The 11,722-nt window shown below is 62.7% G+C and carries 12 protein-coding genes and 1 pseudogene; 7 read left to right on the top strand and 6 right to left on the bottom strand.

Going from position 1 to position 11,722, the window contains the following annotated elements; genetic code table 11:
- Positions 1-750 (top strand): acetoin reductase (locus tag A2J01_RS00045; protein WP_064111331.1); only part of this gene is annotated, 750 nt, incomplete at its 5' end.
- Positions 751-827: 77 nt separating this feature from the next.
- On the top strand, positions 828-2,096 hold the full coding sequence (locus tag A2J01_RS00050; protein ID WP_020968367.1) for a GAF domain-containing protein: 1,269 nt from the start codon (positions 828-830) through the stop codon (positions 2,094-2,096).
- On the opposite strand, the gene A2J01_RS00055 is transcribed toward A2J01_RS00050, so the two are convergent.
- From A2J01_RS00055 to A2J01_RS00065, 3 genes are all read right to left on the bottom strand, one after another.
- Positions 2,075-2,719, bottom strand: a complete 645-nt coding sequence (locus A2J01_RS00055; RefSeq protein WP_007726933.1) for a DsbA family oxidoreductase — start codon at positions 2,717-2,719, stop codon at positions 2,075-2,077. The two genes, A2J01_RS00050 and A2J01_RS00055, sit on opposite strands and share 22 nt — an antisense overlap.
- 76 nt (positions 2,720-2,795) lie before the next feature.
- Positions 2,796-3,449, bottom strand: coding sequence for a response regulator (locus A2J01_RS00060; protein WP_042451934.1), 654 nt, complete (start codon positions 3,447-3,449; stop codon positions 2,796-2,798).
- A gap of 48 nt (positions 3,450-3,497) precedes the next feature.
- Complete coding sequence (locus A2J01_RS00065; RefSeq protein WP_054781748.1) at positions 3,498-4,853, bottom strand: sensor histidine kinase; 1,356 nt, start codon at positions 4,851-4,853, stop codon at positions 3,498-3,500.
- A gap of 24 nt (positions 4,854-4,877) precedes the next feature.
- Here A2J01_RS00065 and A2J01_RS00070 point away from each other — a divergent pair, with 24 nt between their 5' ends.
- Complete coding sequence (locus tag A2J01_RS00070; RefSeq protein ID WP_003945701.1) at positions 4,878-5,393, top strand: DUF4352 domain-containing protein; 516 nt, start codon at positions 4,878-4,880, stop codon at positions 5,391-5,393.
- Positions 5,390-5,872, top strand: a complete 483-nt coding sequence (locus A2J01_RS00075) for a hypothetical protein (RefSeq protein WP_064111334.1) — start codon at positions 5,390-5,392, stop codon at positions 5,870-5,872. Before A2J01_RS00070 ends, A2J01_RS00075 begins: the two co-directional genes overlap by 4 nt.
- Here A2J01_RS00075 and A2J01_RS00080 read toward each other — a convergent pair.
- Entirely contained in the window at positions 5,847-6,281 is a 435-nt protein-coding gene (locus A2J01_RS00080) for an OsmC family protein (protein WP_007726950.1), read from the bottom strand. The two genes, A2J01_RS00075 and A2J01_RS00080, sit on opposite strands and share 26 nt — an antisense overlap.
- A 98-nt stretch (positions 6,282-6,379) precedes the next feature.
- Complete coding sequence (locus tag A2J01_RS00085) at positions 6,380-7,603, bottom strand: TetR/AcrR family transcriptional regulator (RefSeq protein ID WP_231915379.1); 1,224 nt, start codon at positions 7,601-7,603, stop codon at positions 6,380-6,382.
- A 339-nt stretch (positions 7,604-7,942) separates the two neighbouring features.
- Here A2J01_RS00085 and A2J01_RS00090 point away from each other — a divergent pair, with 339 nt between their 5' ends.
- From A2J01_RS00090 to fadD5, 3 genes are all read left to right on the top strand, one after another.
- Positions 7,943-8,932 (top strand): NAD(P)H-dependent flavin oxidoreductase, encoded by a 990-nt coding sequence (locus tag A2J01_RS00090; RefSeq protein WP_064111338.1) that lies wholly within the window; start codon positions 7,943-7,945, stop codon positions 8,930-8,932.
- Complete coding sequence (locus A2J01_RS00095) at positions 8,929-9,729, top strand: enoyl-CoA hydratase (protein ID WP_064111340.1); 801 nt, start codon at positions 8,929-8,931, stop codon at positions 9,727-9,729. Before A2J01_RS00090 ends, A2J01_RS00095 begins: the two co-directional genes overlap by 4 nt.
- A gap of 75 nt (positions 9,730-9,804) precedes the next feature.
- Complete coding sequence (gene fadD5 / locus A2J01_RS00100) at positions 9,805-11,394, top strand: fatty-acid--CoA ligase FadD5 (protein WP_003945871.1); 1,590 nt, start codon at positions 9,805-9,807, stop codon at positions 11,392-11,394.
- Between the two features lie 57 nt (positions 11,395-11,451).
- Here fadD5 and A2J01_RS00105 read toward each other — a convergent pair.
- Positions 11,452-11,722 (bottom strand): annotated as a pseudogene (locus tag A2J01_RS00105) (nucleoside deaminase); the annotation flags it as partial.

Consider the following 11,722-nt stretch of genomic DNA (forward strand, 5'->3'; position numbering starts at 1 on the left):
ACCGGCGCCGGCCAAGGCATCGGACGCGGAATCGCTCTCCGCCTCGCCCACGACGGCGCCGACATCGCGTTGGTCGACCTCGACCAGACCAAGCTGGATGCGGTTGCCGACGAGATCAGACGGATCGGCCGTCGTGCAACGACGATTGTCGCCGACGTCAGCGATCGAGCGCAGGTCAACGCAGCCGTCGAACATGCACACCAGGAATTGGGCGGATTCGACGTCATCGTCAACAACGCGGGAATCGCTCTCGTCGGCCCGATCTCCGACGCGACGCCAGAAGAGGTCTCCAAGATCTGGAGCGTCAACGTCGACGGTGTCCTGTGGGGAATTCAAGCTGCAGCAGCAAAGTTCCAAGCTCTGGGTCAGCGCGGAAAGATCATCAACGCGTCATCCATCGCCGGCCACGACGGGTTCGCCATGTTAGGTGTTTACAGCGCAACAAAATTCGCGGTCAGGGCCCTCACTCAGGCTGCAGCCAAGGAATACGCGTCCGACGGAATCACCGTCAACGCGTACTGCCCCGGCGTCGTGGGCACCGACATGTGGGTGACGATCGACAAGAGGTTCGCCGAATTGACCGGTGCACCAGAGGGCGCCACCTACGAGAAGTTCGTCGGCGGAATTGCGCTGGGTCGAGCTGAAACCCCCGACGATGTCGCCGGTTTCGTCTCGTACCTTGCCGGGCCCGATTCCGACTACATGACCGGTCAGGCCGGTCTCATCGACGGCGGCCTCGTCTACCGCTGACCGCGGTGTCTTCACTGAAAGCGGTGTCTTCGCTGAAAACGGTATCTTCGCTGAAAAAGCGGTTGCCCGAGCCCGCGATGCCGCCCGGCGAGGATCCTCGCGACTACGCGAGGACCCTCGCCGCGGTGTACGACGCGACGATGGCCGGAGACCGCGCACCGGCCCGCCCCAGGGACGTGGTCCGCCAATCGTGGCAACGCCTGCGCGAGTTAGGTATCGACCCCGAACACAACCGGGTCGAACCGTCCATGGACGTCGCCGAACTCGATCTCCGTCGTCGTGAGTCCGGACTGTACGACGTGCTCGACGACGTGACGCGTGGACTCGAATCAGTTACCGCGAGCGGTGAGAACATCATGGTCGTCGCAGATCTTCGCGGAACTGTACTGTGGCGCAGCGGGTCCCATCGAGTACTGGACCAAGCTGCGCGTCTGGGATTTGTCGAGGGTGCGAACTGGGCCGAGGACAGCGTCGGCACCAACGCCATCGGAACGGCATTGGTGTCACGACAAGCGGTTCAGATCTTCTCGGCGGAACACTATGCGCGCAGCCATCATCCGTGGACCTGCGCGGGGGCACCCATCCGCGATCCGCGGGACGACCGTGTCATCGGCGTCGTCGACATCAGTGGTCCCGCCAAGACCGTCCACCCCACCACACTCGCTCTGGTCGACGCCGTCGCACGCCTCGCGCAATCACACCTACGCGACAAGCATCGGGACAATCTCGATCAATTGCGTTCTGTTGCAGGGCCGATGCTTGCACGTAGCGGATCACCGGCATTGGTGATCGATACTCATGGCTGGGTAGCGGCGGTCGATGCGCTACCTCATCGCTCGCGCGTGCTGCTCCCCGCGGCTTTGGCTCCCGGCAGGACGTGGTTCCCCGCTTTGGGTCTGTGCGAACTGGATCCACTTCCCGGCGGGTGGGTGGTCCGGCCGATCGCCACCGGCGAGAAAATCAGTGCGCCCACGGTGCATATCGATCTGCGCGATTCCGAGAACATGTCGGTGACCGTCACGTCGGGGTTGGGCGAATGGGCCTACTCCCCGACCCAGCGGCATGCGGAGATTCTGTTTCTCCTCGGATCCGAGAGGCGTGGACTGACCGCATCGCGGTTGGCGCAGGATCTTTTCGGTGACCCGGCCCGCACGGTGACCGCGCGGGCCGAGATGTCGCGTCTGCGCAAGAACCTTGCCGGAGTTGTTGCAGCGCAGCCGTACCGGTTCGTCGATGCAGCGCACGTCACGCTTTCCTGCCCCGACGACGGTGCACATCTGTTGCCGTTCTCGAACGCCCCGGCAGTTCGTGCCGCTCGCCTTACTCAGGCCGGTTCGGAGGCCTGAGTAAGCAACTGCAGAAACACCTCTTCGGGTTGAGCGCCGGATACTGCGACCGCACGGTTGGCGACGAAGAACGGAACGCCGCTGACCTGCAGTTGGCGGGCCATGGACAGATCTTCGCGAACAGCCTCGGCTGCGGCATCGGAGCCCAGTTGCTCGCGCACGACGTCGGCGTCGAGGCCGACGCTCACGGCCAGCTCGACCAGCACCTCACGGTCGTCGATCACCTTGCCGTCGCTGAAGTGCGCTTTGAACAGCGCTTCGAGGAGTTCGTTCTGCCGCTCACCCGCGAGATGCAGCAACCTGTGCGCATCAAAGGTGTTGGCGGCGATCACGGTGTCGAAGTCCAAGGTCAAGCCGACCTCGGCTGCCGTCGCGCTGACGTGGGCGAACATCTGACGTACCTGTTCAGGCGCCATCCCCTTCATCTCGACCAAGGCGTCGAGTTCGGTTCGTCCCTCTCCCACCGGGGTCTCCGGAGCGAGCTGGTACGAGCGCCAGATGACGTTGACGCGGTCCTTGTTCTCGAAACGATCCAGAGCCGAAAGGAACCTGGTCTTTCCGATGTAGCACCACGGACAAGCGACGTCAGACCACACTTCGATGGTCACGTCTTGGTCAATCACGATTTGATCAGTCACCGAAGGTGCAACAACGAACAGGGCCGGGATTAGTCCCGGCTCGCGTCACGAGGTCACAGAATCACGTGACCAGACCACACCGGAACGCGATCAACGACGCACTCACCCGGTTGGGCACACCGAGCTTGGCGAACAACGAGGAGATATGCGTCTTGACGGTGGTCTCACCGAGGTACAGCCGCTCCGCGATGACGCTGTTGGCCGCGCCTGTCGCCAGGATTGTCAGCACTTCGCGCTCACGCTCGGTGAGCGAAGCGAGGGGAGTCAGGTCGGGTGCTTGCCGACGCGGCGCCGAGGCCACGATGGCACGTAGAGAATCGGAGCTGAACAACGAGTGGTCCGACGCCACCACCCGTACTGCCTGCTGGAACGCCTGTGGGGCCGCGTCCTTGCTCAGAAAACTGTGCGCGCCCGCCTCGACCGCCTGCACGACCATGTCGTCGACGTCGAAGGCGGTCATCGCAATGACCTTCGGCGGATTGCTCATGGTCATCAACTCTCGGGTGGCCTCCAAGCCACCGACCCGTGCCATCTTCAGATCCATCAGCACCACGTGCGGACGAAACCGAGTGACTTTGGCTGCGACCTGATCGCCGTCCTCGGCCTCGGCAACCACCACGATGTCCGGCGCTGCTTCCAAGATGTCCTTCATCCCGCGCCGAACCCACGCGTCGTTGTCGACGATCAAAACTGTGATGCGCGAGTCAGCGTCCATAGTGCGCTCAGATTACCCAGAGCCCCCGACAGTTAGAGGGTGGGAGGGTTACGACGACCAGGGCACCCAGCAACTGACGAGGAAATCGTCCCCCAGCGCGCCTGCCTCCACCTTGCCGCCGATTTCTCTTGCCTGTTCGGCCAACCCGCGTAGGCCGGACCGTGAACCGATCGACGTCATGGGTGCAAGCTCGCTCAGCTTGTTGCGTGCGAGGATACGAATTCCGTCGTGCGGCGACCCGGTCACCGAAATGACGAGCATCTGGTCGCTCGCGTACTTCTGGACGTTGGTCAACGATTCCTGAACGACGCGATAACAGACGTGGCCCGCCAGCATTCCGACATCACCCGGGAGCAACTCCGATTCGAGACGGCAGTGAATGCCCGCGGCGCGTGCACCGTTGACCAGATCGCCGATCGCGTCGATCCCCTGGTGCCCGCCGTGTTCGCGGCGATCACCGCTTCCCCTGAGCACTCCGACGATTCCCTTCAATTCGTCCAAAGCCTCGTGCGCGGTGGTTCTGATCATCGCAGCGGTGTTGACCACCTTCTCGGGATTGTCTGCCGCGCTGACCTGTAACCCACCGGCGAACAACGAAATCCGGCTCAGACTGGCCGCGATCGTGTCGTGCATGTCGCGCGCGATCCGCGTTCGTTCCTCGGTGCGAATCATCTCGTCGCGCATCACGTCTGTTTTCTCGGTGGCAAGATCCCGTACGTGTTCGGCCTCGACGAGTTCGGTTCTGGTCCGAATCAGGAGCGAGAGCGCCACGACGATGCCGACCATGACGGCTGCGACGAGCCACGGGATCCAGATGGCGACGTCGTATTGAACAACCGCCGAACCGTCCTTGGGTTTCATCGTTCCCATCGTGAGAACGGAGTACTCACGATTGCGAAAAGCGTCGTAGGTCAACGAAATTCCGCACGCGACGAAGACAGCTGCCGCAGCGGCAGCAAGCCGAGGCCCACGCGCGATCCGAGCAACGGCGAACAATGCGATGAGCGCCGCCGTCGCATCGGTGGGGAAGAACAACGGGCCGACCAGCGTGATCGCCAGAACCACCCAGGGATACTGATGGCGCCACACAAGCGATATCCCACCGGCCACGCCCAGGACGAACCCGATACCGACCAATACCGGTGGCATATTTCCCGACGCGCCTGCGATGCCCACCGTCATGAAGGAACAGAAAAGGCTGAACGCGACAGCGGCGGTAGTCCATACGCGTCGTCGCACAACGGTTCCTTTGGTGGTGATCACCGAGCAAGCGTATCCACCGCCACCGACGCCTCGAATCAGCCGAACGGGTGGACGAACCGCCAGGCTCCGACCGAAAGGATGAGGCGGACCGATCTTTCGACCGAAGCGGTGGGCAGTCCGCACATCGTTGACTTGTGCCATACCAACTCTCGAAAGGCGCACATCATGCGATCACTCCGCACTCCCCTCGCCCTCCTCGCCGTCGGCGCAGCCCTGTTCGCAACCATCGCCTCGGGCGAGACCGACGAAGCGAAGAAGGTCGACGACAACGGTTCTTCCGCCGCACCTGCGGCCGCCTTCGGAATCGGTGACGTCGTCGAACTGGGCGACTGGCGCGTCCAGGTACACGGCGTCGTCGATCCCTACGTCTCGACCAATCAGTTCATCACCGCTGATCCCGGAAACCGCTACGTCGTGGTCGACACCGAGGTCACCAACAACAGTGACAAGCCGTCGACGGTCTCGTCGATGATGTGCTTCGAACTGCAGGACTCGGCAAACAAGTCGTACAACATCACGTTCACCGACAGCAGCACGTCGAGTGTCGACGGAGAGCTCGCGCCGGGCGCTGCCAAGCGAGGCGAATTGGCGTACGAGGTCCCCGAAGCCGCCACCGGTCTGCGCCTTCAGTTCAAGTGCGATCTGTTCTCGTCCGGCTCGGCAACCATCAACCTGTCGTGAATCGTCCGGGCGATCTGCTGCTGAATCCGTGGGCACTGGTCTCGGTGGCCGTCATCTTGATCAACGACCACGTACTCAAAGGGGCATTCGGGAACACGATGACGGGCAAGCTGTCCGACGTCGCCGGTGTGTTCCTGCTTCCCCTGCTTCTGCTCTCGGTTCTCGAGGTGCTCAGGCGAAGTCTGGTGGGGCGAGCAGCGATCGCCTGGTCCATCGCGGTCACGGGGATCGGCTTCGCCGCCGTGAAGGTGATACCGCCGATCGGCGACGCATACGAGTGGGTGATCGGGTTTCTCCGCCTGACCGCAGGAGGATTCCGCGGAGATCTCTTGCCGATCCTGGTCTATCGCGATCCCTCGGACCTGTGGGTGCTCCCGATCCTGTTCGCGAGCTACCTGGTCGTCACACACAACCGCACTCGGGCGCCGGAGGGGGCGCCCGAGCGCGAGATGATCAGTCCAGGGCCGCATCCAACGTGATGTCGACGCCGGTCAGTGCCTTGCTGACCGGGCATGTTTCCTTGGCCGCCTGGGCAACCTTGGCAAAACCGTCGGCGTCGAGGCCGTCGACCTCGGCGCGAACGGTGAGCTTGATTCCGGTGAGCTTGAATCCGACCGTGTCGGGGCCGAGTGACACGTCCGCGGTGATGTCGAGGCTCTGGGGGGTCCCGCCGGCCTCGGCGATCAGGGCCGACAACTGCATCGCGTAGCAGGACGAATGCGCCGCGGCGATGAGTTCCTCGGGGCTGGTGGTTCCGCCGGCCTCCTCAGCTGCGCGCTTGGGGAACGACACGTCGAAGGTGGCGACGCCCGAGCTGGTGAGTTCCACCTGTCCCGATCCGGCCTCGAGGGTGCCGTTCCAGGCGGTGCGTGCGGTACGAGTTGGCATTGCTGTCCCTACTTCCGTCTTCACATGATTCGGTGAACGCCTTGCGATCACGAACCTACCCGCGATACGTGAAGTCACACCTACTGTTTCGGGCGGGACTACCCGAGGAGCGTCGCGGACAGCAGTTTCTCGACGCGGGCCTGCGCGGAGTTCTCCGAGGAAAAGTGCACGATTCGGCCGATGTCGAAGACCAGTCCGAGCGCCGCGTGAACGAGGAACCGCGCTTGGACGATCGTCAACTCCGGACGCGCCTCGACACACAAGTGCGCCCACTCCTCGACGTTCAAACGCTGAATGTTGCGCAACTCGGTCCGTGATCGATCCGGCAAGCTGCCGATCTCGGCAAAGTACACGGCCAACAGTTCGCTGGTTCCGAACGAAACCTCGACGTACATCTTCGCCAACGTCTCGACGGCCGCGAGAGGAGTCTCCGACTCAGCCAACGCCGAGCCCAACGTCATAGTCAGACGATCGGACGCCCGGTGGAAGGCCGCAGCAAGAAGGTCGGCCTTGCTCGCGAAGTGCCGATACACACTCGACGCGTTGATACCCGCCGCGGCACCGATCTCCTCGATGCTCACGTCGTGGTAGCCGCGCTGATAGAACAGCAACACTGCTTCCTGAAGCAGCACTTCACGTTTCGACGTCCGTACGAGGCCTGTTTTGCGTTCGGACGCCCCTGCCCTCGCGCCGTCCTCCTCGGCAGCGGGCAATTCGACGCCGATGACGGACCAGCATGCCGCAAGAATCAGCGCTTCGATCTGCTTGGCGGACAACGCAGATCGATGACCGGTGATACTGGCGATCACACTGAGCACGGCGGGCGCGATGAGTTCTACATCCGCCGGGTCGAGTTCCGGACGAACCGCTGCCAGCGGCTCGGCGATCCGAAGATTGAGCGTGCGCATTCCCACCCGCAATTGCTCACGATCCTCGTCGACCAGGTACCTGCCCTCCCATCGGTAGAGCCCTCCCCGACGCCGATTCTCGATCGTCGCGCGGATGACACCCACCATCGTGGAGTTCAACTGCTCGCGTGGATTTTCGTTTCCGTGCACAGCTGGATCGCTGGCATCCAACAACGCCTGCGTCAGGTTGTTCACGGTGTAGACGAACAGCGCGTATTTCGTGGGGAAATGACGATAGAGGGCCGGACCGGAAATTCCGACCTTCGCTGCGATCTCGTCGATACCCACCGCATGGTAGCCACGTTCGCTGAATGCTTCCGCAGCAGCGGCCGCGATTTGTGCCTTCCGATTCTTCGGACGCGTCCGTGGTGCAGGGTCGCTGCCACGCACGGAGACGCGTGTCTGTCCGGGCACCTGACCCTCCACTTCCGTTGCTTTCTCTTGCACTGCCTTCGTCCGCTGCACCGCACTTCCACGGGCGCGAGTCCGAACGGATCATGTTAACCGTCGCGAAGGTCGCAATTCGCGCCCGGTACTGCTTCACCAGAAACCCTACAACGCAGTTGTAGCGGCGGACGGATTCCGGAAAAAGAGTCTTGACACCCGCTCTCTCAGCGGTGTTATGTTAGTGACGATTCGCATAACCTCGCACGTAGTCCGCTGGCGGGCTCGTTCCCTGCGGCGTGAGGTCTTCTTCGCCTGCAAGAGGGTTCGATGCCGAATGACCGACCGTAAGAAAGTAGTTGTGAGCAAATGATTCGCACTCGCTTCACCGAAATGCTCGGCGTTGACCATCCCATCGTGCAAGGGGGCATGATGTGGGTGGGACGGGCAGAACTTGTTGCGGCCACGGCAAATTCCGGCGCCCTCGGGTTCTTGACGGGCCTCACTCAACCCACACCGGAAGACCTCGTCAAGGAAATTGCTCGAACCCGCGATCTCACCGACAAGCCTTTCGGCGTCAATCTCACTATTCTGCCGTCGATCACGCCGCCGCCGTACGCCGAATACCGCCAGGCGATCATCGAATCCGGGATCAAGATCGTCGAAACCGCCGGTTCCAATCCGATCGATCATCTTCCGCATTTCAAGGACGCGGGCGTGAAGGTTATCCACAAGTGCACTGCAGTTCGACATGCGGTCAAAGCCGAGAGACTGGGCGTCGACGCCGTCAGCATCGACGGCTTCGAATGCGCCGGGCACCCAGGCGAGGACGACATACCAGGGCTCATTCTGATTCCGGCGGCCACGCAGCAACTCACGATTCCGGTGATCGCTTCAGGCGGAATCGCAGATTCACGTGGACTCGTCGCGGCGCTTGCGCTCGGAGCAGACGGCGTCAACATGGGAACTCGCTTCATGTGTACCGTGGAATCCCCTGTCGCACAATCGGTTAAAGAGCAGATTGTCGCAAACACCGAACGCGACACCAAGCTCATCTTCCGGACCCTTCACAACACCGCGCGCGTAGCCGCGAATGCGATCAGTGCCGAGGTCGTCGGCATCGAAGCACGTGGCGACGCGCAGTTCAGCGACATTCAGCATCTGGTAGCCGGAGCCCGCGGACGCAAGGTCTTCGAGGACGGCGACCTCGATGCAGGCATCTGGTCCGCCGGACAGAGCCAAGGATTGATCAACGACATCCCGACCGTCGCCGACATGATCGACCGCATGGTCTCGGAGGCCGAACACCTCATCACCTCACGGCTTTCCGGATTCGTCACCGCTGTGAGCGCGGCATGACCGCCACCGCCGAGACGGGCTTTCGCTCCGAAATCACCGACGGTGTACTGCGATTGACCTTCGACCGCCCGAAGCGGATGAACGCTATCGATCTGCCCACGATGACTGCTTTCGCAGCTGCCGTCCACGACGGCGGCGCAGACCCGGCCGTTCGCACCATCGTCATCACCGGATCCGGTCGAGCGTTCTGCACCGGAGCCGACCTCGCCGCAGCGGCCGTCAACCCCGCAGACCCGAAAGTCGTCATGGATGCGGCGACGTCGCTGATTCGCGCCATCACCAGCGCCCCGGTCCCGGTGATCGCCGCGGTCAACGGCCCGGCCGCCGGCGTCGGCGTGTCCATCGCTCTAGCCGCGGACCTGACGTACGCCGCATCGAGCGCCTATTTCCTCCTCTCCTTCGTCAACATCGGCTTGATGCCCGACGGCGGCGCCAGTGCGTTGGTACCGGCAGCGATCGGACGCGCCCGAGCGGCCGAGATGGCATTGCTGGGCGAGCGAGTTTCCGCCGAGGACGCAGAGCGGTTCGGGCTCGTGTCCCGCACCGTCGCCGACGACGCGTTCGACGCACTCGTCGACTCCGTCGTCGATCGCACGTCGAAGGCTCCCCGACGCGCCCTCGAACTCACCAAGCGCGCACTCAATGCGGCGACACTGGACCGCCTCGATGCTGCGCTGGAGCTCGAAAATACCGGTCAGGCAGAACTTCTCACTGGCGAGGACTTCAAAGAAGGCGCGATGGCGATGCTGCAGAAACGCGCGCCCCCACTTCAAGTAATCACTGCGAATTTTCGTTAACAAAACCACTGTACGAATCGACGGCTCACTGTAGCCTGAGTCACACAATCACCCACGCATGAGAGGAACCCATCGATGGCCTCCACCGATGCAGTCTCCGAGGCGCAGCGTTCACGCCGCACCAACTGGAACAATCAGATCGCCAGGCATGCGCAGATGATTCCCGATCGCACCGCACTGCGATTCCTGGGCGATTCCATCACCTGGAGCACCCTCGACGCACGCGTCGAGAAGCTGGCGGACGCTCTTGCCCGACGCGGCGTCAGCTTCGGCGACCGCGTGCTCATCCTGATGCTCAACCGCCCCGAATACCTCGAGGTCGTGCTCGCGACCAACGCACTGGGCGCCATCGCTGTTCCGGTGAACTTCCGTCTGACACCACCCGAGGTCGCTTATCTGGTAAACGACTCCGGCTCCAAAGTCATTGTCGCCGAAGGACCGTTGGCTCCGTTGGCCGGAGCTGCGCGAGCCGCGTCCGAGGGTATCGACATCTCCATCACCGTAGGCGCCCCCGCCGAGGGTGACAGCCTGAATTACGAGGACTTGATCAGCGAAGAGGGCGAGTCGCACGCGTTCGTCGACATCCCGGACGACACTCCTGCACTCATCATGTACACCTCGGGAACCACCGGTCGCCCCAAGGGCTCGGTGCTCTCCCACTCCAACCTGTCTTCGCAAGCATTGACCTGTATCAGGGCCTTCCACCTGTTCAATGCCGATTCCATCGGCTTCTGCGCGTCGCCCATGTTCCACATCGCAGCCCTCGGTTCCATAGCGCCGAGCCTGCAACTCGGCACGACCACGGTGATCCATCCGGTCGGCGCATTCGACCCGGGTCAACTACTCGACATTCTGGAAGCCGAGAAGGTCACCAGCTTGTTCCTCGTGCCCGTGCAATGGCAGGCCGTGTGCGCCGTACAGAAGGCGCAACCGCGAGCACTGTCGCTGAAGAACATCTCGTGGGGCGCCGCACCGTCGTCCGACACGATCCTGCGGGCAATGGCCGAGACCTTCCCAGACGCATTCAATGTCGCGGTCTTCGGTCAGACCGAGATGTCGCCCATCACTTGCGTTCTCGACGGCGAGGATGCGATTCGTAAGCTCGGATCCGTCGGTCGGGTCATCCCGACCATCTCGGCCAGGGTCGTCGACGAGAACATGGACGACGTGGCGCCCGGTGAAATCGGTGAAATCGTCTACCGCGGGCCCACGATGATGAGTGAATACTGGAACAACCCCACCGCCACCGCTGACGCCTTCCACGGTGGATGGTTCCACTCCGGCGATCTCGTTCGAGTCGACGACGAAGGCTTCGTCTACGTCGTGGATCGCAAGAAGGACATGATCATCTCCGGCGGAGAGAACATCTACTGCGCGGAGGTGGAAAACGTTCTCTACGAACACGAATTGATCGTCGAAGCGGCCGTCGTCGGTCGCCCCGACGCCAAGTGGGGCGAGGTGCCGGTAGCGATCGTCGCGATGGCGCCAGGTTCAGCCGTGGACCTGACCATCGAGGAGCTGAGCAGCTTCCTCAACGATCGTCTCGCGCGCTACAAGCACCCGAAGGACATCGTCGTCGTGGAAGCACTGCCGCGCAATGCAAGCGGCAAGGTCGTCAAGGGTGAACTGCGAGAGAAGGTTCGAGCGGTCGACGCAGTTTCCTGACTTCACACGCAAACGGGCGGCACCTCCAGCGAGGTGCCGCCCGTTTGTGTGTGCCCGTCAAGCACTCGGCGAATGCAACTTCCGATGCAGTTCTCGCACCAGCGGAACCAACTCCGGCACCGGGCCTTCGACCGGGACGTTCGGCGCAACCTCGTTGACGGACAGAGACTTCACCGGCGCCGGGGACACACCCCACTCCGCGAGCCAGTCGCCGAGTTGAGCCGAAGAGCAGATGTAGACGATACGTCCGAGGCCCACCCACGCGTGCGCGGCCGAACACATCGCGCAGTGCTCTCCCGAGGTGAATACCGTTGCCGTCGAACGCTCT

This window comes from Rhodococcus sp. EPR-134 (assembly GCF_001647205.1).
GTDB classification, from domain to species: Bacteria; Actinomycetota; Actinomycetes; order Mycobacteriales; family Mycobacteriaceae; genus Rhodococcus_F; species Rhodococcus_F qingshengii.

Coding starts and splice junctions, on each gene's coding strand:
- A2J01_RS00050 (WP_020968367.1), top strand. CDS start 828: ATGCCGCCCGGCGAGGATCCTCGCGACTACGCGAGGACCCTCGCCGCG.
- A2J01_RS00060 (WP_042451934.1), bottom strand. CDS start 3,449: ATGGACGCTGACTCGCGCATCACAGTTTTGATCGTCGACAACGACGCG.
- A2J01_RS00065 (WP_054781748.1), bottom strand. CDS start 4,853: ATGGCACAAGTCAACGATGTGCGGACTGCCCACCGCTTCGGTCGAAAG.
- A2J01_RS00070 (WP_003945701.1), top strand. CDS start 4,878: ATGCGATCACTCCGCACTCCCCTCGCCCTCCTCGCCGTCGGCGCAGCC.
- A2J01_RS00080 (WP_007726950.1), bottom strand. CDS start 6,281: ATGCCAACTCGTACCGCACGCACCGCCTGGAACGGCACCCTCGAGGCC.
- A2J01_RS00090 (WP_064111338.1), top strand. CDS start 7,943: ATGATTCGCACTCGCTTCACCGAAATGCTCGGCGTTGACCATCCCATC.
- A2J01_RS00095 (WP_064111340.1), top strand. CDS start 8,929: ATGACCGCCACCGCCGAGACGGGCTTTCGCTCCGAAATCACCGACGGT.
- fadD5 (WP_003945871.1), top strand. CDS start 9,805: ATGGCCTCCACCGATGCAGTCTCCGAGGCGCAGCGTTCACGCCGCACC.